We start from the raw sequence: 20,952 nt of genomic DNA, 5'->3' as shown, positions 1-20,952 counted from the left end.
GCGGTCATGGCGCTCATCTATAGTGGAGATAGCTGTTGAAACACCCATATCAGCATCAGGAGCGCACCATGCCTACCCTTCTCAAGATCGACGCCAGCCCTCGCGGCGAGTACTCCATCTCCCGCAGCCTCTCCGCCGCGTTCGCCGCGGAGTGGCAGAAGAACAACCCTGAAGGTACGGTCGTGGTCCGCGACCTGATGAAGACCACGCTGCCCTTCGTCGACCTGCCCTGGATCGCCGGCGCCTACACCCCGGCCGAGGCGCACTCGCCCGAGATGCACAACGCGCTCGTGATCTCGAACGAGCTGATCGCCGAGCTCTTTGCCGCCGACCACATCGTCATCTCGACGCCGATGTACAACTTCTCGACCCCGGCCGTGCTGAAGGCGTACATCGACCACATCGTGCGCTTCGGCGTCACGTTCTCGGCCAGCTACGAGGGCCTGATCAAGGGCAAGAAGGTCACCCTGATCATCGCCAGCGGCGGCGTCTACACGCCGGGTTCGCACATGGAAAGCTACGACCGCGAGACCGCGTATTTGAAGCAGATCTTCGGCTTCATCGGCCTCGCCGAGAACCTGGAGATCGTCCAGGCCGGCGGCTCGAACGACGTCGCGCAGGGCAAGAAGACGCAGGCGGAGCTGGTCGCCAGCTTCGTTCCGCAGGTCGTCGCCGCAGCGAAGTAAGCCATCGCAACGCAAAGAAGGGGACAGTCGCGGCCCGCGGCTGTCCCCTTTTGCGTCAACACGCTCGCCCTTTCAGCCCCGGGGAGCGTCCTCGGCAAAACCCTTGATTGCGTTCTTCATCGCGACCATGCTCGGCGCCGCGACCATCGCCAGAAAGCTCAAAGCCACCAAAATATCCCACATGCGCGCTTCTCCTTTAGGTTGAGACTTGTGCGGGTCACTCCGCTGTTTGCCTTATCGGAGAGCTTCGGCGCGCGATGCGCTCACGACACAAAAATCGATACACGTCCGTACCGCGACGTTCGTACCGTGCGGCAAATTACAATAGCCGAATGACTTACGCCGCCGCGATCGAACACCTGTACGCCCTCGGGCAGGAACTTGCGCCTCCGCCAGGCGGCCAGCCACGGCGGAAGTTCGACCTGGCCTACATGCGCGTGCTGATGGAGGCGCTGGGCGACCCGCAGGACGAGGTCCCATCGGTCCTGATCGCCGGCACGAACGGCAAGGGTTCGACCGCGTCCACGCTGGCGTCGATCCTGACCACCGCGGGCTATCGCACCGCGCTTTATACCTCGCCGCACCTCAGCCGCGTGAACGAGCGCATTCAACTCGCGCACCCCGTGCTGCCGAGCGAGTATGGAACCATTGCCGCGCACGGTGCGGACGGGCCGCTGGCGCTCGGCGCCATTGCCGACGACGACTTTGCCCGTATCTACCTGCGCATCGACAAGACGGCGCAGCAGTTGGTCGAAACCGGCGCGCTGCCGCATCCGCCCAGCTTCTTCGAGGTGCTGACCGCGCTGGCCTTCTGTTACTTTGCCGAACAGCGCGCGGAGATCGCGGTGCTCGAGGTCGGGCTGGGCGGAAGGCTCGACGCCACCAACATCGTCGAGCCGCTCTTCGCCGTCATTACGGATATCTCGCTCGATCACCAGGAATACCTGGGCAATACCATCGCCGAGATCGCACGCGAAAAGTGCGGCATTCTGCGCGAGCAGGGGACTCTCATCACATTGCCGCAGCACCCGGAGGCCAACCAGGCCATCGGTGAGGCCGCCATGTCGCTGAATGTGCGTGGCGTCGACGCGGCACGCTATCTGCCGCCCGCCGTCCGCAACGGCGAGCGCCCCGACCCACCCGTACAGCCTGTCATCCTGAGCGGAGCGAAGGCCCCCCGTATTTCGCCTGAAGCCGCACCGGACCCAAACGGCCTGAGTCCCAACCGCTACACCCTGAACCTCGAAGACCCAGCCCATCCGGAACTGCTCGAGGTCGACTCGCCCCTGACCGGCCAGCACCAGCAGCGCAACCTCGCGCTGGCTATCGCGGCCGCGGTCGAATTACGTAACCAAAACGGTTACAACATCACAAACGCCGCGTTGTCGCGGGGGATTCGCAACACAAGCTGGCCCGGCAGGCTCGAGCTGATCCGCCATGCCGGCTCGCCCGATCTGCTGCTGGATGTGGCCCACAACCCAGCAGGGGCATGGACGCTGCGCGCCGCGCTGGCCCAGTTGCCCGAGGACAGGCCGCGCACGCTCATCTTCTCCTGCCTGAAGGACAAGTCGCTCCAGGAGATGTCGCGCATTCTGTTTCCGCTCTTCGACTCGTCCTTTGCGCAGGGCAATGGCGGCGGCGACCCGCTGCGCCGCTACGATCACATCCTGCTCGCCCCGATCGGCAACCCACGCGCCGCAGCGGTCGAAGACCTGCTCGCCGCGGCGCACGCGCTCGAGGTTCCTGCGCACGCGGCGCCGCATCTGGCCGGCGCCTTGAACCAGGCGCGCGCCATCACGCCGGCCGGCGGCCTCATCGTCGCTACCGGCTCGGTGTACCTCGTTGGCGAGATTCGCCACCTCGCGCTCGAACCCACGCTGCATCCGACGCAGGAGCACGCATGAGCGAGATCGAACAGGTGAGGGAAGAGGAAGCCGCAATCCGCACGATGCCGCCGCCCGCGGCGCCGAAGAGGCCCGGTCTGCTACCCTGGCTGACCTATCTGCTGCTGCTGCCGCTGATCGGGTTGGCGACGGCCTTCTTCGGCGCCATCTCGCTGACCTGCTCGCTGTGGGATCAATCCGGCCGCCAGCAGCACGCCATCGCGCGCGCATGGGCTCGCGTGCTGTTGCTGATCTCGCTTTCACCGGTCGAACTGATCGGGGCGGAGCACCTCCACACCCACGAGGTCGCGGTCTACGCCTCGAACCATACCAGTTACTACGACACGCCCGTCCTCTTCGCCAAGCTGCCCTTCCAGTTCCGCATCTTCGCGAAGATCGAGCTTTGGAAGGCGCCGTTCATCGGATGGCATCTCGACCGGTCGGGCCAGGTGCCGATCGATCAGAAGAGCGCTCGCTCGGCCATCGCCGGGCTGCTGCGCGGGGTGAAGACCCTGCAGGCAGGTCTGCCGCTGGTTCTTTTTCCCGAAGGCGGTCGCACCGCCGACGGCAAGCTGCAACCCATGGCCTCGGGCGCGGCCTTCATGGCGATCAAGGCGCAGGTTCCGCTAGTGCCGCTGGCGCTGATCGGCACCTACGAACTACTGCCCATCCACACCTACTTTTTGACGCCTCGTCCCCTGAAGATCGTCATCGGGGAGCCGATCTCGACCGTGGGTCTGACGACCAGGGACGCCGAAGCGCTCTCCGAACGCCTGCACGCCGAGATCTCACGGCTTTACTTCGAGCAGTCCAACACGCCGCCAGCCTGAGCGAAGCGGAGCCGTCGACGCTGCTACGATTGAAGCAGCCGCCATGTCCAAGCCACGTATCGCCATTCCGCTTCCCACCAGCACCGACCAGCCCTATAACCAGCTCAACTGGCCCGCCTACGCCACAGCCATCGCGCGATGCGGGGGCGAGCCCGTCGTCGTGTCGCTCGATCTCTCGCCGCGCGCGATCGTCGAACTGGCGAATACCTGCCAGGGCGTGCTGCTGCCCGGAAGCCCGGCCGATGTGAACCCGTGGAAGTACGGCCAGCAGCCCGACGAGGCTACCGCGCCGGCCGACCTGCCGCGCGAAAACGTAGACGAACTGCTCCTGCAGGACGCGCACAATCTCTACAAGCCGATCCTTGGCATCTGCTTCGGGACGCAGATGTTGAATGTCTGGCGCTCCGGCACGCTGGTGCAGGATCTGACCATCCTGCCCGTCAACCATAGCGCTGCGCGCGGCGTCGCCGTCGCCCATACCGCGGCCGTCGCCGAGGGATCCTTGCTGGCCTCGATTACGCGGGAGGTGGTTGACGAGGAGCGCATCCCGGTGAACTCCAGCCACCACCAGGCGGTCGGCATCGCGGGCGACGGCCTGCGGGTCTCCGCGCGCTGCCCGCAGGACGGCGTCGTTGAGGCCATCGAGGGCGGCCAGGGCGAAGCGCACGACGCACTGGCCAGCCGCCCCGCGCACTTCGTCCTCGGCGTGCAGTGGCATCCCGAGCGGACCTTCGATCAAAGCCCTATCTCCGCCGCGATCTTTGCACGCTTCGTCGCGGAGGCCGCCGCCTGGAAGCCCCGTCCCATTCACACCTCGGTCGCGAGCCGCTAGCCGTGCCAACCCTTTCGCAGACCGAACTGGCCGCGCTGCTGGCGCCCTTCGCCGAGACGCCGGCCCCGGTGCTGGCGCAGCTTTCGACCTACCTCGACCTTCTGTTGAAGTGGAATGCCCGGACCAACCTGACGGCGATCCGCGACCCACGCGAGATCGTGGCGCGGCACTTTGGGGAGTCTCTCTTCACAGGCGCCCATCTGCCGCTATGTGGGACCTTGCTGGACTTCGGCTCTGGCGCGGGCTTTCCGGGCCTGCCAATCCAGCTTTTGCGTCCTGAGATTCGGGTGACGCTGGCGGAATCGCAGAATAAGAAGGCGAGCTTCCTCCGAGAAGCGGTCCGCACGCTGGGCCTACAGACAGAGGTCTGGTCGGGGCGCGTCGAGGATATGCCCGCCTCGCGGCGCTTCGACGCGGTCACGCTGCGCGCGGTGGACAATCCCCAGGCGGCCATGGCTGGCGCCAGCGTTCGCGTGGCCGTGGGCGGCACGCTGGCGAGCCTAACCTCCGATGTTTCAGGCGCTGCGGATGCGCTACTCCTGCCACGAAGCACGGATCGCTACCTCGTAATGACGCGCTGCTAGCAGCTAACGATGTTCCACGTGGAACAAGGTGTCGCATCTCTACCGCTTTCGTAACCTGAGAGAGGCCGGGGCTCAGCGGCAACCTGTGCGTCGCTGTGGATATAGTCGCGCGCCCACAGAGAATGTTCCCGGTAAATCCCTCATTGTAAGCCGTTTCATGCCTTCCACCGCCGACTTCAATTCCTACAAAGTTGCAGCCTCCGATCCATCGAGGGATGGTGACGGCAGGTTACTTTCCGTAGTTTGGAGTACATGGGCGGCGCTCCTGCAAGGCCTCGGAGGTCGAGATGACGACACAGATCAACACGCGAAAAACGGGAATACGCCGGCTTTTCGGCGAGGGAGCCATCTCCTTTTTCCCGACTTCAAAATCCATGTCGAAATCCGAGATCGCGTTGGTTGCGGCGGTGCCGCTATTTCTCTTCAGCCTGCACCTTGTCGCCATCTATCCCTCGGTCCTTCTGAGCGCCTCGATCGTGTCCCTGGCGGTTGTGGCGATCTGGAGCGCGCGACAGATTCGCCAGATCCTGAGGCCGGGTGTTCCGGACGAGAGCGAGTCGATCATGAACTTCTCCAGCCTTGGCGCGCTGACCTGCATCTGCGAGGAGAGCCAGCCGGGCCTGACGCATCGCGCGGAACGCCGTGCGAGCTGTCGCACCTGCGGCCATGCCATCGTGCATCGCGAGGAGGCGCGCCTGGACACGGTACTCTCGCCAAGGGAGATTGCCCAGATCGCGGCCAAGCTGCGGGAAGCTGCGGTGGATGCGCGTGGAATGGCGATTCCATCGAGCGTTGAGAATATCGACCAGTTGGTCGACTACCTGCATCATGCCGAACCACCCCAGCCGCCGAACGATCCGCCGAAGCTCGTGCCGCGTCGCCATTTCGCCTGACCACCACGTTCCACGTGGAACATCGACTCCTGAATCGTGGAACAACGGCCATCCGCCCCAAGCGAGATGGCCGTTTTCCTTGGGATGCACAGGCTTCCTCAGCCCCGGCGTATTGCCAGCCCGCGCGACTCCCGCTACGCTGGGAGAGCCACTATGCCCACCGACGCAGTCTCACCAGCCCGCCCACTCCAAACCCCCAAGGGCAAGGTCATCGCCGTCGTCAACCAGAAGGGCGGCGTCGGCAAGACCACCACCGCCATCAATCTCGCGGCGGAGTTCGCGCTCGAAGGCCTCGACATCCTCCTGATCGACTGCGACCCGCAGGCCAACGCCACCGGCGGCCTCGGCATCCAGCGCCAGAAGGACGACGACAAGCAGCGTCTCTCGATCTACGACATCCTGCTCGGCGGGGCGACCATCGAAGAGGCGATCATCCCAACCTCGGTGAAGACGCTCTCGCTCGTTCCGGGAAGCAAGAATCTTATCGGCGCCAATCTGGAGCTGGTCTCGCAGCCTCGCCGCGAGTTTCGCCTGCGCGAGGCCATCGAGCCGATCCGGGCGAAGTATCCCATCATCCTGCTGGACTGCCCCCCGGCGCTTGATCTGCTGACGCTGAACGCGCTGGTGGCGGCCGACGGCTTGCTCGTTCCAATGCAGGCGGAGTACTTCGCGCTCGAGGGCATCTCCGAACTGATGGGGACGCTCGACCGCGTCGCCCAGGCCTTCAACCCGCAGTTGGCGCTTGAGGGCGTTCTGCTGACGATGTATGACGACCGCACCAATCTTTCGCAGCAGGTGAGCGCGAATCTGAAGGCATTCTTCGGCGACAAGCTGCTGCTGACGACGATTCCGCGGAACGTTCGTCTGGCGGAGGCGCCGAGCCACGGTCTGCCGGTCTCGGTCTACGATCCGCGCTCGAAGGGCGCGGAGGCCTATTGCGACCTTGCCAGCGAACTGTTGAGCCGCAACAACATCACCAGTCCGGCGCAGCATCAGCGCGATCTGGACGCGGTCGAGGCGTCGAAGCTCGCCACGCGAGAGCTGGAAGCGCCCGAGCCGAAAAAGAAGAAGAGCATCTGGCCATTCGGCTCGAAGTCCGAGCCGGTTTCGATCGTTCCGAAGTAAAGAGAGACAAATCAAGGCTTTGCGGAACCCTGTCCCGGTTCGCACTCGGCGCAGATTCTCCGCTTCGCTCAGGATGACAGATTTTATCGGCGATTCTTCCACAAACGCCAAATGAGAAGGTAAACCGAATGACCGCACCCGACAAACGCCGCGCCCTCGGCAAGGGCCTTGAGACCCTGCTTCCGCCCCGTCCGTCCGCCGCTGCCGCCGAGACTGGCGGCAGACCGCTCGAGATTCCGCTCGGCCAGATCGACCGCAACCCCTTCCAGACCCGCACGACCTTCGACGAATCGAAGCTGAACGAGCTTGCGGCCAGCATCACGGCCACCGGAGTCGTGCAGCCGATCGTGGTGAAGGCGCTGAATGGCGGGCGCTACCAGCTCATCACCGGCGAGCGCCGACTGCTGGCGTCGAAGAAGGCAGGCAAGGAGACGATTCCGGCCATCGTCCGCACGGTTTCAGACGAGCAGGCGATGGAGATGACCATCGTCGAGAACCTGCAGCGCGCCGATCTGAACCCGATGGAGCAGGCGCGCGCCTACCATCGGCTCAGCCAGGACTTCCACATGACGCAGGAGCAGATGGCCATCAGGACGGGCAAGGAGCGGGCCAGCGTCGCAAACTTTTTACGGTTACTGCGTTTACCCGAATTAATCCAGCAGAAGGTGGAGGCGGGCGATCTGAGCTTCGGACACGCGCGAACGCTGCTCGCGCTGAGTACGCCGGAGCAGATTGCGTCCGCCGCGCAGAAGGTGATCGCGCTGTCGATGTCGGTCCGCCAGACCGAAAGCTATGTGCAGGGGCTGATGAATCCCGAGTCCAAACCCGGTAAGATCGAAAAGATCGAGGCCGCGCAGGATCCGAATGTACACGAGGCGCAGAACCAGTTGCAGCGCGTGCTGGGCCTGAAGGTGCGGATCGAGGACAAGAAGGGCAAGGGCAAGGTCATCATCGAATACTCCGGCCTCGAGGACTTCGACGCCATCATGGCCGCGCTGGGCGACCGCAATGTGATTGAGGAAGAGTAGAGTATGTGCGCATTACAGTTACAAATCGCCCCGCGAATCCGGACGGTCCGATGAAGGCCTCCGCGCTCGAGTTTCGCCTGCGTTATTTTCTTCATGGTCTGGTCTACACGCTGGGTTTCTGGGCGCCGTGGAACTATGCGCTGCACCTCGACCCGCCGGGGCCGAACTCGCACACCTGGGGTCTGCTGGCCGCGACGCTGTCGAAGGCCGGGTTGATGAACATCGGCGCGGACTTCGACCTGCTGCTGGCGCTTGGCATCGCGTTTGCGGTCGGCGGCGCGCTGCTGCGAACGTGGGGTTCGGCGTACCTGGGCGCGGGCATCGTGCAGGATGGCAGCATGCATGCGGGCGTCGTCGCGGACGGGCCGTACCGGCATCTGCGCAACCCGCTTTATCTCGGCACCTTCCTGCACAGCTTTACGCTCACGCTGCTGATGCCGCCAAGCGGCGCCATCTGGACGCTCGTGCTGATCGGCGTCATGCAGATCCGGCTGATTCTCGGCGAAGAGGCGTTTCTGGAAAGCACGCTGGGCGCGCCGTACCTTGCGTACTGCCAGCTTGTGCCGCGCCTGCTGCCGTCGCTGAAGACGCGCATCGCCGCCGCAGGCAAGCCGCCTGCGTGGGGACAGGCGTTTCTGGGCGAGCTGTATATGTGGGGCGTGGCCTGCTCGTTCGCCTTCGCGGGATGGAACTACAACGCGCGCCCGCTGATCAAATGCGTGATCATATCGCTGGGGCTGTCGCTGGTGGCGCGGGCATTTATCAAGGGCCCGAAAAACAGGGAGTAGGAAACAGGGAATAAAGCTCCGCCGACAAATCCAGTTGCGCGGCATGAGCGTCGGCACGATACTTGGGGCCATGAAGATTCCCGCGACCTGTCTCGCTCTTGTGTTCGCGCCGCTACTTTGCGCGCAGACATCCGCACCGCCGCAGGCGCCAGGCGGCTCGGTCACCGGGCATGTGATTGCTTCGGACACGCAGCGCCCGGCTCGCTTCGCGACAGTGTATCTGTTGCCGAAGGACGAGACGCTGAAGGGCGATGCCTCAAAGCGGGACTCGCAGGCGAAGAAAGCCGAAGATCGCCTCACCATGGTGAGCGTCGAAAGCGAACTCGATGGCAGCTTCAACGTCCAACGGTTGCCACCGGGCGATTACTTCGCATTGGCGACCGCGCCCGGCTATATCGTGCCGGTGCAGCTGCCGGTATCCAGCGAGGACAAGCTCGCCACGCCGGATATGAATGTGGTGCTGGCCTCGGTTCCAGTGGTTCATGTCGCCACCGACCAGACTTCGACAGTGGACCTGACGATGGAGCGGGGAGCTTCGATCTCAGGCGTCGCGCGCTATGACGACGGCACGCCGGTGGGCGGTCTTTATCTGCGCGTGCAGCCGGCTACGGGGCTGGAGCTACCGGAGAACTACGGACTTGGCCAGGCGCTCATGCAGATCGCCTTCGTCAACCAACGCAGCATCGCGACTGCGCTGGATGACGGGAGCTATCGCTTATACGGCCTGCGCCCCGGCAAGTATGTCGTCACCGCGACGCTCTCCACGGCGCGCGAGACGCGGACGTCAAACGCCGGGCAGAGTCCCTTGAGCAGCAGTTGGCAGGGTCTCACAGTCTATGCTCCGGGAGAGTTTCGCAGGTCCAAGGCTCAGATCGTCGAACTCAAGGACGGTGAGCAGAGGACCGGCGTCGATCTGGCGGTGACGCTTCAGATCTTGCACGGCGTCCGTGGGAGGGTGCTTGCCAATGGAAGCCTGCACCCCATCGCCCATGCATCCGCTCTGCTAAAGGATGATGAGGGTTATCGCAAATTCCTCGGTGTCGCCGATGGAGCGTTCCACTTCGACTATGTGCCGTCCGGAACCTACAAGCTGGCGATCACGGACGGGACCGACTGGACCGGCTCCGCGAAAGACATGAGCGCGGAAAGCATTGCACCGATGTACAAGAATGCCGACATCACGGTGATCGTCGGGGAGCACGATGTCGTGCTGGACGATATCGTGCTGGAGCCCTTGAAGCAGGGAATAGGGAAGTAGGAGTAAGCGAGCGGCTGGCGACGGTGGCAGCTAGTCCATATTCTTAAGCCCTATTCCCTGCTTTTGAACTACTTCTTCGGCGGAGCGATGGTGTCCTTGGCGACCTTGGCGACGCGGAACTTGACCACGGTCTTGGCCTTGATCTTGATGGTCTCGCCGGTCTGGGGGTTGCGGCCGAGGCGCGCCTTGCGCTCCGCCTTGACCAGCTTGCCGATGCCGGGGATGGTGAACTCGCCGTTCTTCTTGGTCTCCTTCACGGCGGTCTCGGCGAGCAGCTCCAGGAAGGCCGAGGTCTGCTTGTTCGTGAGTTCCATCTTCTCGGCCAGCGCGCGGACGAGTGCGGTCTTGGTCATACCCTTTGCCATGGTGTTGCTCCTTCGTCGATTCGAGGTGTAGTGCGTATAAAAATCCTGGTCGCGGCCGAAATCGCCAGTATTCATGCGGGTTCGGAGTACTGTACCGCAATCCACCTTCGGCCCTTCGCGGGGCTTTGTCAACCGGAATTGTCGGGTTTCCACAGGTTTTTTCGGGTTTTTACCGGATTCATGTCGAAAACAGGCTAAAAACCCCGGAAATTTGAAGGGGAAGCGAGAAAACCCGTGTGTTGACGCGGGTTCGATGAGCGCCGCCGACCTGGCGACCGTCGCCGTCGTCTGTCATCCTCGCGGAGGGTCCGCTTCTGCCTTGCGCCAGTTGCTAAGGGACAAAACCGGCAGTCGCAAAGGCGAAAAGCAGATTCCCTGCGGGAAGGACAAACAAGAAGACAAGGCTAAAACAACGGCTCTTTCGGCTTCGGCGCAAGCGGCTCGTTCAGCAGCGCGACCATCGGATAGGCCAGCTTCATGTGCGTCAGGATGTCGCTCACCAGCGCCGGCTGGAGTGCGTGTTCGATCGGCAGCGTCGCGGAGACGCCCCACTGCCGCTGCAGGATCAGATCCATCGCCGCGTGATCGGCGGGGAAGCCCTTCGGTCCGCGCGTCATCCTGACGGGGTCGATCGGCGTCATCGCCTCGCGCAGCTTCTTCGCGTTCATGATCTTGCGCAGGCGCTCGTGGTGGTCGAGCAGATGCCGCCGGATCGCGAGCAACTGCTCCTTCTCCGGCATGTAGACGCCCGCCGCGATCATCACGCCGCGCTCGCCAATCTCGAGGTAGAAGCCGCCGCCGGAGGTCTTTTCGAGGCCTTGTCTGGTCCACCAGGCCGACACATGCGTCTTGTACGGTTGCTTGTTCTTGCTGAACCGGATGTCGCGATAGATGCGCATCACGGCCTTCTGCGGCGGACGCACGTAGTCGGGCGCGAACTTCGCGAGGCCGGCGTTGATCTCCTCGGCCAGCGCCAGCATGGGCGCCTTCAGTTCCTTCTCATAGACCGGCTTGCGCTCGTCGAACCAGACGCGGTCGTTGTTCTTCTTCAGGCCTTTCAGAAAGGCCAGCGCCGCCTTGGATAAATGCACGCTCATGGCTTCATGTTAGCCGAGAACGGCCGGTCGTAGCTCGACCGGATCATGAGCGGCAGGCCATCATCGACGGCCTCTCGGCGTCGATCGAGCACTTCCAGCAGGGCGTACCGGGCGCGACGCCGGAGGATGTGATGGCGCCCGTGCTGCTCACCCAGTACTTCGACACGCTGCGCGACATCGGCACACGCGGCGGCACGAACACGCTCTTCCTGCCCAATAACCCGGCGCGGCGCACGACTTCCTGATGCAGATCACGGCAGGCCTGCGCAGCGGGATTACCCGCAGCAGCTTGCCCAGGGTGTCGCCGCAGCGCCATCGCGCGGCCCACAGGGAACTGGACCGCTGCCGCAGTAGAGGCTTGTGAAACTGCGCTCTAAAAGGTGAACCGCCATTACTTCCCACAAGCCGACTTGTCGTTACTAATGCAGCTCCATGAGTGCATTGGCGATTTGTATGAATGGAGCCCCAACTTTAAGTATGCCTTCTGGCATTCCGCAAGAATCTAGCGTCCACTCGCCAAAGCCGAAAGCATCTGATCGCCTCGTGCGACTATTATGCCTCAGCCGTACTCACAAATGCGCGAACAGTCAACGGTCTGAGAAGAGATTTACTGTATACTCCGTCCGCAGGGGCGGGGTTCAATCAGGCAATGAGCTGGGAGCGAATTCGGCGAGGCAAAGGAGTGTCAATGAAGAAGAAGGTTATTGCGTCGTGGATTTTGCTTTTGCTATTAGCATTTTTCGCTTATGAATGGAGGTACAGCAATGACATGCAGGAGCATATTGCTTTGGTAAACCTTCATTTGGAAATGGCAAGAACAAATGCATCGCTCTCTACAGGCTTGATCGGTTCAATTCAAACGTTGACCGACGAGTCGAATGTAGCCGGGGAGATTATCGAAACCCACGAGCATGTTCACACCTTGAAGGACGAAATTCTCGCGTGGAAAATCAAAAAAACTTTGGAACATTGTGAAACCATTGGCGAGGCCATCCCCGCAGCGGTTTCCAAGTGGCAAGAGAGTATTTAGCGAAACATGGGAGAAGCTGATGTCGCTTTGTTCAAATTGTGGGAGCACAATCCCGGAAAATAATGCATTTTGCGGCAAGTGCGGCAACCCCGTCACCACCGAACCCACGCTCCTTCAGGCGACTACCCCCTCGTCTTCTGAGATGTCCGCGCCTTCAGTTTTAACTGAACAACTAAGTTCAGGGTTTTCTCGCAAGGTTGCCATCGGAGTCATTTTCGCGGTGCTTCTCTTTGTGGCAATGATCCTTCTCACTGCAAAGAAATCGGGGCAATCGACGGCCGCTACTACTCCAGCAAGTGTCCCGATTTCGGCCCCTGTCTCATCCGCAGATGCAAACCCAACCTGGGATAAGAACGAGTCCGTCAACTCTATAGATGGGGTAAAAACTACGGTTTACCGGGACTCCAATGGCAGATCGACGATCATAGTGCGTTTAAAAGGGAAAGCACTCGAAGCTTACGTAATTACACCGGAAATGGTTGGATATGATGATACATCTGTTCGAATCAGGTTCGACGATGAACGACCGGTCCGCCAGAGCTGGTCACGTTCTTCGGATTATCACGCACTGTTCGCCTCGAACCCGCGTCAATTCGTTGCGAAGTTACAAGCGAGTAAGAAGCTTTATCTCGAATATCATCCATATCAAAAGGTGGCTGAGACGATCAGCTTCGACGTGTCCGGACTCACCCTGCCACAATCGTTTTTTGAGTCATATGACAAACGCCACAAGCAAGAACAGGCTGCATGGCAGAAGAAGTTTGATGCCTGCGTAAAAGACGATCAAATCTTCGACACGGATCGGCAAAAACGTGACTATTGCAAGGTAATGACTCAATGAAACAAGTGGCATAAAGCTCCGCTGAAGCCAACAGACAAATGGCGTCCAATCGATTAACAACCGCTGTCAACAGGGCAAAAGTGCGCTCCCGCGATCCAGAAGGTCAATTGACGAAAACAGCCCGATGCACTTATTGAGCACTCGCTCAGGTGGCGTGGGATGCAATTACTCTCAATAAACGCCCTTATCGTCATCGGCCATCGGATGTATTGGTCCTCCTTGCGCTAACCTCAAACAGTGACTTTCGAACAAGACACTATCGTCGCCATCTCGACCCCGCCCGGCCGCGGCGGCATCGGCATCGTGCGGCTGTCGGGGCCGCGGGCGAAGGAGATCGCCGAGCCGCTGCTGCGTCTGCGACACGCTTTGGCGGCGGGGCAGGCTCGCTTTGCCGAGGTGCTCGACCCGGACACGGGCTTGGTGTTGGATGAGGCGGTCGTCACCTACTTTCAGGGTCCGCGCTCCTACACGTCGGAGGATGTGGTCGAGATCGCCGCGCATGGCTCGCCGGTGCTGCTGGGGGCGATCGTTCAGGCGTGCCTCGACCGGGGCGCAAGGCTGGCTGAGCCGGGCGAGTTCACCCAGCGGGCGTTTCTCGCCGGGCGGCTCGACCTCACGCAGGCCGAGGCCGTCCACGACCTCATCGAATCGAGCACGCTGCACCAGGCGCGCGTGGCGGCGCGGCAGCTTGGCGGCAGCCTCTCGCGCGTCCTATCCCCGATCAAAGAAAGCCTGATTCAACTGATCGCCGCGCTCGAGGCCGGTATCGACTTCGCCGAGGACGACCTCGACCTGATGCCGCAGCCGGAGATCGCCGCGCGCATCGCCGGAGTCGAAGCCCCGCTGCGGGCGCTGGCCGACAGCTACCGCTACGGACGCATCGTGCGCGAGGGCTTCACGCTGGCGATCGTGGGCAAGCCGAACGCGGGCAAGAGCTCGCTCTTCAACCGGCTGCTCCAGCGCGACCGAGCCATCGTCACCGCGCAGCCCGGCACCACGCGCGACCCCATCCAGGAGCGGCTCTCGCTCGGCGGCATCCCGGTCGAGCTGATCGACACCGCCGGCCTGCGCGAGGCGCCCGCCGGCCCCGAGGGCGAGGCCGAACGCCAGGGCATCGCACGCAGCGGCGCCGCCATGGCCGAGGCGGACGTGGTACTGCTCGTCGTTGACGCGACCGACCCGGACCACGGCGAAGCCTTTGAAACATGGTCGAAGCTGGAGGGCCGCGCCGCGCTGCTGGTCGTCAACAAGGCCGACCTCATCGCCGCGCCGCCAGCGTTTCCCGTTCCACATCGCATCGTCTCGGCGAAGACCGGGGCCGGCGTCGAAGAGCTGAAAGAGGCGCTGCTCCAGACCTTCGCGCACGCCGCGCCCACAGGCGACTCGGCGCTGATTACGAACCTGCGCCAGCACGGGGCCATCGCCGCCGCGCTCGCAGCCTTATCCGCCGCCGCACGCGCACTGCGGGAGACGATGCCGCACGAGATGCTGCTGCTCGACCTCTACCAGACGCTCGAGTCGCTCGACAGCCTGACCGGCGCGACCACGGCGGACGACATTCTGCGGCTCATCTTTTCGACCTTCTGCATCGGCAAGTGATGCCTCACGCTTCCACCCTCTTGTAACTGCTGTTTCAGCAGAGGCTCTTACGGATTCGCAGCCGTCTCATGTACCTCCGCCGTCACCTCGGGGAAGACGGCGTGCGGGTCGGCAAGCAGCTTCGACGGCTTGCCGCGCAGGCTCTGGTCGAAGAAGGCGAGCACGGTCTGGCGCAGGATGTCGTCGACCCGCGCCGGGGCGATCGGCCCAGTGAAGTGGCCGCGGTGCAGCGGCGGGAGCAGGGGCTGGTCGCTGAAGTCGAGGTGCTGCGTGTCCCTCACGAAGAGGCGCGTGCCGCCGTACCGGGCGAAGCTGCGGTCGACGGCGGCGAAGTCCGCGCGGTCCTTCTGATCCTCGACCGTGCCGGGCGGCGGCGTCTTCGCGAGCTCGTCCCTGCGGCCGACCGACACCTGCTCATAAAAGATCAGCACCGGCTGGGCGGAGGTGCGGCTGGCGAGCGCGCCGAAGGTCCAGCCGTCGAGGTTTACTGCCGCCTTGATCCTCGGATCCAGCCCGCACAGCCGCAGCGACGCCGCGCCGCCGAAGGAGTGACCGTACGCGCCGACGATGTTCGTATCCACGCGTCCGTGCAATGGGTCGTCGGCGTCGGCGTTCAGCGCGGCCAGCCGGTTCAGCGCGAAGAGATCGTCCGCGGCCCAGATGTCGAGCGTGGCGTTCCAGTAGTCGATCTGCTGCTCGGCCGTCGCGGAGGCGCCCAGCGGACCTTCGATCGGCTCAGAGCCCGCGATGACGCGGCCATCCTGCAGCAGCACGCGGCCGGAGTTGTACGGGTGATCGACCGCGAGGACGATGTAGCCGTGGCTCGCCAGATCCTCGGCCAGCGCCGTGTTCTGCACCCGTTCGCCGCCCCAGCTATGGCCGAAAATGAGCACCGGGAACGCGACTCTCTGAAGGTCAGGCGCGACGGGAGCGTCCCAGCGCGAGTTCGTCTTCACCAGCGGCTCGTAGAGATCCTTATAACCAACCTCGCGCCAGCGTTTATAGGCCGCCACCGGCTGCTGCGAAGGCAGCGCCGGATACCAGATCTGCGCGACCAACTGGCGGCTGCCGCCGGCCGCCGACCCGGCGACGCCATCCGCATGCCGGCTCGTGTCGGTCATATCCAGAATGCGCGTGCCCACGGCATACGGCCCGGTGGGCGCGGGCAGGCGATGCCGCTTCACGATCAGCATCAGCGCCAGCGCGGAGGCAGCTGCGACGCAGGCCAGCGCGGCCAGCAGACGCCACAGGCCCCAGCGTCGCGGTGGATCGTAGCTGTAGCGTTGGGTCATATCGCCAATCTACCTGACCTGCGCGTCGGCAAGCCGCAGCATCGACATGCCGGTGTCGCCCAGCGGCGTCCACTCCGGACCGGCGCTGGCGGGCTTGCCGCGCGTGAAGACGGCCACCGCGCCGGCCTTGCGAAAGGTCTCGAGCGTGCGGGCCTGCTCGGCGGGCGTCTGTCGCCAGAAGAGATCGATGTCGGCGGGCGAGGCGATCTCGCTGGTGATCTGCAGATGCGCGATGTAGGCCCAGTCGCTGTGCAGGTTGGCGGTCCAGCCCAGCACGCCGACCTGACTCATCGGCGGCAGACCCTGCGCCACCACGGCCTCGCCGATCTTCCACTCCACGTTGTTGCGGGGAGACTTGTGGTGCAGAAGGTTGCGCCACACCGGCGCCTGCGTCAGCAGCAGATTGCCCGCCAGCCCGATCAGCAACAGCCCGCTCACGGCGCGAACGCGGCCCGTCGTCATCATCTCCACCTTCAGCGTCGCGCCCGCGAAGAGCTGCAGCGCGATCAGCGCAAGAAAGCCCGCAAGGTATCGTCCTTCGAGATGCACCGGAAGATAGATCGCGACGCCCAGCAAGCCGAACCAGAGCGCCCACGAGACATTCCCGACGTAAATTCGCAGCAGCGCGCGAGCCTGCGCGTCGCGCAGCAGCAGGCCCAGCGCCAGCAGGAAGGCAAAGAAGAGCGGCATCCGCAGCAACACCAGGGCAAGATCGCTGATGCACTTCACCAGCGCAATCAGTTGATAGCGCGGCCTGATCAGGTGGCGGTAGCCCTCATACCAGTAGGGCGGATCGTAGTACGGCACATACGTCGCATGGATGGGGGCGGTAAAGCCGTAGACGCGGGGCGACTCCTGCAGGATGGCGCTCGGATGCAGCGGTGCGCCGAACTCCGGCGGATCGTCGTCCCACCGTGCGAAGCGCGCCATCGACGTCTTCGGCCATGCGATGTTCGCGGGCTGCCTGCCGCCCTCCCAGTGCACCCACTTCTGCAGCCGGTTCACGTGCCATGCGTAGTTGATTGCGCCGGATTCGCCCAGAGTTCTGTGGCCAACCGCCGACGAAAGCGCGATTCCATAGACCGCGACGATGGAGGCGAAGACCGCCGCCGCGGCGAAGAGCGGCACGCGCACCGAGCGCCAATGTCTACGCCAGCGCAGCGCCAGCAGAGCCAGCATGCCGCAACCGAGCGGCAGAAAGATCGCCTTCACGAGAAAGCCAACGCCGAGCACGAGCCCCATGCTCAGGCCCCAGCGCACGCTGCCTCGGCGCTGCGCCAGCGCAACCGTCCACCTCCAGCAACGCGCCGCAAGACCGCAGAAGAGGAAGAAGAGCGTGGTCACCAGCTCGTCCGGGTTCACCCGCGAGACCTGTCCCAGGCAGATCTGTGTCGCGACAAAGAAGGTCAGTCCCGCGATCCAGAGCAGCGTCTTTCGCCGTTCGTGCGCGGGCGTACTGCCGACGATCCCCGGCAGAATCGTCACCAGAAAATAGAGAAACGCTGCGTAGTTCGCCGCGAAGATGGAGAAGTTCAACACGCGGATGGCGGCCCAGTCGCCGCCCGGCCCAGCCGCGAAGAGCGGTCGTTCCGCAGCCAGCAGCGCCGGATACCCCTGGCTCCAGAGCGGGTTCAGGGCCGAGCGCCAGTCGTGGCGCTCGATGGCGCGCGCGATGTCGAGATACTGCACCGCGTCCGAGCCGTAGACGTCGCCGTCGTCGGTGTTGCCGTAGAGATTTTCGACCGCGCCCAGCACAAGGATCAGCACGCTGACCGCAAGCAGGATCAGCCGCATGCGCGGACGCGCCGTGGGGATGGAGTCGATCTTCATGCGAGCGGCGGACGGGCGTGCGGCATGGGCAAACTATATCGCACGGGGAAGACCGCACCGATACAACTTTTTGCGGTGGTCCTCCTACCCCAAAAGCTCGTCATCCTGAACGAAGTGAAGGACCCCGTATTGGCCCTTGCTCTTGCCGTTGCCTGTTCTCTTGTTTGTCATTCCCGTGGGGAATCTGCTTCTGTACCTGCAGCGTCGCAAAATCCAGTGTCATCTTGAGCGCAGCGAAAGACCTGCGTCTCGTACGGAGCGGCGTCGCAGCGCAAGGCAATACGCAGGTCCTTCGCTCCGCTCAGGATGACGAGCTGTTTGGGCATGGGCATAAACTGGTATCCATGAACTTTCCCGTCACCCGCATGCGCCGTCTGCGCCGCACGGAGGCCATCCGGTCGCTGGTCCGCGAGACGCACCTCCGTCCCGAGTCGTTGATCTACCCGCTCTTTATCTGCCCCGGAGAGGGCGTGCGCAAGGAGATCGGCTCCATGCCCGGCGTCTTCAACCTCTCGGTCGACGAGGCCGTGAAGGAGGCGCACGAGTGCGCGGAGCTGGGTCTCGGCGGCCTGCTGCTCTTCGGCCTGCCGGCGGAGAAGGACGAGCAGGGCACCGGCGCCTGGGCTTCGGACGGCATCGTTCAAACGGCTCTGCGCGTCTTCAAGTCGGAGAGCAAGCTGAAGCCCCTGACCATGATCGCCGACGTCTGCCTCTGCGAGTACACCTCGCACGGCCACTGCGGCATCGTCGCCCGCGATGGCGATCACTACGAGATCGAGAACGATTCGAGCATCCAGCTCATCGCCAAGGCCGCCGCATCGCTCGCAGCCGCGGGCGCGGATATCGTCGCGCCCAGCGACATGATGGACGGCCGCATCGACGCCATCCGCCACGCGCTCGATGAAGGCGGCCACGCCATGACGCCCATCATGAGCTACGCGTCGAAGTTCGCCTCCGCCTTCTACGGACCCTTCCGCGAGGCCGCCGACTCCGCTCCCGCCTTCGGCGACCGGCGCAGCTACCAGATGGACGGGGCCAACCTGCGCGAGGCCATGCGCGAGATCGAACAGGACGTCGTCGAAGGCGCGGACATGATCCTGATGAAGCCCGCGATGCCGTATCTCGACGTCATCCGCGCCGCGAGAGAGCGCGTCGACCTGCCGCTGGGCGCGTACCAGGTTTCGGGCGAGTACAGCATGCTGCACGCAGCCTTCCAGCGCGGCTGGCTGGAACCCGAACGCGCCATGATGGAGTCGCTGCTCAGCATCCGCAGAGCGGGGGCGGACTTCATCGTGACGTACTTCGCCAAGGATGCGGGGCGGGTGCTGGGATGAACGGCGATTGGGAGTTCAGGCCGGGTTATCCGCTCGCAGATTGCGCTGCTGCGTGGAAGAAGCATCGCAATCTTCGCGGAGTTCCGATTGCGTTCCTTGTGGGTTGGGCGCCCTTCGCACTATTTGTCGCGTTTCCGGTGGGGTCGATCTTTCACCAGCATGGTCTGAAGGCCTTACTGGCGCCGGGCATTTTGATGCTTCTGTACTTCTTTTGCTTCGCCGCAATCGATGGGAAGAGACTGTCTTTCCTGTGTCCACGTTGCGGGTCGAAGTTTTACAGGAATGGACCAGGGATCTTCGGCCTGAACCGATTCGCACGCAAGTGCCGCAACTGCGGCCTTCGGAAATGGCAGTGCGACGGACCTATGCCCGTCGAGTAGCAACGTAAGCCTGTTTTTCTCAAGAGGAATGAAAGTGCTGGGGCGCCCCACCCTTTGCAAAGGCGCGAAGGATGGGGCGCCCAGGCATTGTGAGCGCGTTCTGAATCCCATGACTGAGCAACCAAACCAAACCCGTAGCTGGACCCGCATCGACGGCGTCGACTGCCTGCGCGCGCTGGCGATCTTTTACGTCCTGATGAACCACGTGAACATGCGTCTGCGCGGCGCGCGCATTCCGTACACCCACGGCATGCCCAAGCAGTTGGTCGTCGCGCTGGTCTGGCAGGGACAGCCCGGCGTGCAGATCTTCTTTGCTGTCTCCGGCTTCCTCATCGCGGCGACGACGATCCGGCGCTGGGGCACGCTCGGCGACGTCCGTATCAAGGACTTCTACCTCATCCGCTTCGCGCGCATCGCGCCGCTGCTGCTGACGCTGCTCGCCATCCTCAGCCTGCTGCACGCGCTGCATGTGCCGAACTACGTCGTGAAGCCACAGACCGGCGGCCTGGGCCGCGCGCTTGTCGCCGCACTGACGTTTCACATCGGCTGGCTCGAGGCCACGCGCGGCTACCTGCCCGGCAACTGGGACATCCTCTGGTCGCTCTCGGTCGAGGAGCTCTTCTACCTCGGCTTCCCGCTGGCCTGCCGGTTCCTGCGCGGCCGCTGGCTGATCGCGCTGCTCGGCGTCTTCGTCGTGCTCGGCCCCTTCGGCCGCACGCTGCTCACGCATGGCAACGACGTCTGGCAGGAGTACAGCTATCTCGGCGGCATGGACGCGATCGCGCTCGGCTGTCTGACGGCGATCTGTCTCGCGCACCGCACGCTCAAGCCGGCGACGGTCCGCGCCTGCCTGGCGGGCGGCCTGACCCTTCTGATCCTGTGCCTCACCTGCTCACCGCAGCTTGCGAAGCTGAAGCTCGAAGAGACCGGCCTGCTGATGACGTTCGTCGGCATCGGCGCCTGCCTGGTCATCGCGGCGGCCTCGCAGAGCCGCTGGCGGGCGCCGCGCTTCGTTCGCCCTTTGCTGGCCTATGGAAGAAACAGCTACGAGGTCTACCTCACGCACATGTTCGTGGTCTACACCTGCTTCGACCAGTTCGTGCGCTGGGGCAAGCCGCTGACGCTGGTGTGGCCGCTGTTTGGCGTGACGATTCTGCTGGCCGGTGCGCTGGGAGTGCTGGTGGCGAGATTCTATTCCGAGCCCGCAAATCGTTGGCTACGGGTTCGGTTCGGCGACGGGCCGCGCGAGATCGGCACTGTATTGCGGGAAGGCTAGA

The 20,952-nt window shown here is 63.5% G+C and carries 19 protein-coding genes; 15 read left to right on the top strand and 4 right to left on the bottom strand.

The genetic code is table 11. The features are described from left to right. Positions 1-68 precede the first annotated feature (68 nt). The 10 genes from CHB87_RS02875 (at position 69) to CHB87_RS02830 (ending at position 9,907) form a co-directional block, all read left to right on the top strand. Positions 69-686, top strand: coding sequence for an FMN-dependent NADH-azoreductase (locus CHB87_RS02875; RefSeq protein ID WP_089406857.1), 618 nt, complete (start codon positions 69-71; stop codon positions 684-686). Between the two features lie 332 nt (positions 687-1,018). Beyond that, entirely contained in the window at positions 1,019-2,590 is a 1,572-nt protein-coding gene (locus CHB87_RS02870; RefSeq protein WP_089406856.1) for a bifunctional folylpolyglutamate synthase/dihydrofolate synthase, read from the top strand. After that, a complete protein-coding gene (locus tag CHB87_RS02865; protein WP_245817781.1) occupies positions 2,587-3,399 on the top strand; it encodes a lysophospholipid acyltransferase family protein in 813 nt (270 codons plus the stop codon). The genes CHB87_RS02870 and CHB87_RS02865 overlap by 4 nt, the downstream gene beginning before the upstream one ends. A gap of 43 nt (positions 3,400-3,442) precedes the next feature. Further along, on the top strand, positions 3,443-4,231 hold the full coding sequence (locus CHB87_RS02860) for a gamma-glutamyl-gamma-aminobutyrate hydrolase family protein (RefSeq protein WP_089406855.1): 789 nt from the start codon (positions 3,443-3,445) through the stop codon (positions 4,229-4,231). 2 nt (positions 4,232-4,233) lie between these two features. Beyond that, complete coding sequence (gene rsmG, locus CHB87_RS02855) at positions 4,234-4,815, top strand: 16S rRNA (guanine(527)-N(7))-methyltransferase RsmG (protein WP_089406854.1); 582 nt, start codon at positions 4,234-4,236, stop codon at positions 4,813-4,815. 287 nt (positions 4,816-5,102) lie between these two features. Further along, the gene (locus CHB87_RS02850; protein WP_142988182.1) at positions 5,103-5,708 is read left to right on the top strand and encodes a hypothetical protein; all 606 of its coding nucleotides are present in this window, start codon (positions 5,103-5,105) and stop codon (positions 5,706-5,708) included. A 153-nt stretch (positions 5,709-5,861) separates the two neighbouring features. Continuing rightward, positions 5,862-6,833: a ParA family protein gene (locus tag CHB87_RS02845; protein WP_089406852.1), complete on the top strand. Its 972-nt coding sequence runs from the start codon at positions 5,862-5,864 to the stop codon at positions 6,831-6,833. Positions 6,834-6,961: 128 nt separating this feature from the next. Continuing rightward, positions 6,962-7,861: a ParB/RepB/Spo0J family partition protein gene (locus CHB87_RS02840; protein WP_089406851.1), complete on the top strand. Its 900-nt coding sequence runs from the start codon at positions 6,962-6,964 to the stop codon at positions 7,859-7,861. 5 nt (positions 7,862-7,866) lie between these two features. After that, positions 7,867-8,649, top strand: coding sequence for a methyltransferase family protein (locus CHB87_RS02835; RefSeq protein WP_245817780.1), 783 nt, complete (start codon positions 7,867-7,869; stop codon positions 8,647-8,649). 70 nt (positions 8,650-8,719) lie between these two features. Beyond that, positions 8,720-9,907, top strand: a complete 1,188-nt coding sequence (locus tag CHB87_RS02830; protein WP_142988181.1) for a carboxypeptidase-like regulatory domain-containing protein — start codon at positions 8,720-8,722, stop codon at positions 9,905-9,907. Between the two features lie 68 nt (positions 9,908-9,975). On the opposite strand, the gene CHB87_RS02825 is transcribed toward CHB87_RS02830, so the two are convergent. Beyond that, positions 9,976-10,272: an HU family DNA-binding protein gene (locus tag CHB87_RS02825; protein ID WP_089407493.1), complete on the bottom strand. Its 297-nt coding sequence runs from the start codon at positions 10,270-10,272 to the stop codon at positions 9,976-9,978. Positions 10,273-10,676: 404 nt separating this feature from the next. Then, positions 10,677-11,369 (bottom strand): DUF2461 domain-containing protein, encoded by a 693-nt coding sequence (locus CHB87_RS02820; RefSeq protein WP_089406848.1) that lies wholly within the window; start codon positions 11,367-11,369, stop codon positions 10,677-10,679. Positions 11,370-12,057: 688 nt separating this feature from the next. Here CHB87_RS02820 and CHB87_RS02810 point away from each other — a divergent pair. The 3 genes from CHB87_RS02810 to mnmE all read left to right on the top strand — a co-directional run bounded on the left by CHB87_RS02810 (position 12,058) and on the right by mnmE (position 14,839). Then, a complete protein-coding gene (locus CHB87_RS02810; protein WP_089406847.1) occupies positions 12,058-12,399 on the top strand; it encodes a hypothetical protein in 342 nt (113 codons plus the stop codon). Between the two features lie 19 nt (positions 12,400-12,418). Further along, complete coding sequence (locus tag CHB87_RS21770) at positions 12,419-13,240, top strand: zinc-ribbon domain-containing protein (protein WP_142988180.1); 822 nt, start codon at positions 12,419-12,421, stop codon at positions 13,238-13,240. A gap of 237 nt (positions 13,241-13,477) precedes the next feature. Beyond that, on the top strand, positions 13,478-14,839 hold the full coding sequence (mnmE, locus tag CHB87_RS02800) for a tRNA uridine-5-carboxymethylaminomethyl(34) synthesis GTPase MnmE (RefSeq protein ID WP_089406845.1): 1,362 nt from the start codon (positions 13,478-13,480) through the stop codon (positions 14,837-14,839). A gap of 47 nt (positions 14,840-14,886) precedes the next feature. On the opposite strand, the gene CHB87_RS02795 is transcribed toward mnmE, so the two are convergent. Beyond that, complete coding sequence (locus tag CHB87_RS02795; protein ID WP_089406844.1) at positions 14,887-16,131, bottom strand: alpha/beta hydrolase family protein; 1,245 nt, start codon at positions 16,129-16,131, stop codon at positions 14,887-14,889. Positions 16,132-16,140: 9 nt separating this feature from the next. Beyond that, entirely contained in the window at positions 16,141-17,961 is a 1,821-nt protein-coding gene (locus tag CHB87_RS02790) for a hypothetical protein (protein ID WP_089406843.1), read from the bottom strand. A 344-nt stretch (positions 17,962-18,305) separates the two neighbouring features. Here CHB87_RS02790 and hemB point away from each other — a divergent pair, with 344 nt between their 5' ends. Then, entirely contained in the window at positions 18,306-19,295 is a 990-nt protein-coding gene (hemB, locus tag CHB87_RS02785; RefSeq protein WP_089407492.1) for a porphobilinogen synthase, read from the top strand. A 489-nt stretch (positions 19,296-19,784) separates the two neighbouring features. Continuing rightward, positions 19,785-20,951: an acyltransferase family protein gene (locus CHB87_RS02775; RefSeq protein ID WP_089406841.1), complete on the top strand. Its 1,167-nt coding sequence runs from the start codon at positions 19,785-19,787 to the stop codon at positions 20,949-20,951. Position 20,952: the final 1 nt, after the last annotated feature.

The sequence above is a fragment of the Granulicella rosea genome (assembly GCF_900188085.1).
Lineage (GTDB): Bacteria > Acidobacteriota > Terriglobia > Terriglobales > Acidobacteriaceae > Edaphobacter > Edaphobacter rosea.
Note: the sequence above shows the minus strand (reverse complement) of the source record. Positions and strands in the feature narration are given on the sequence as shown.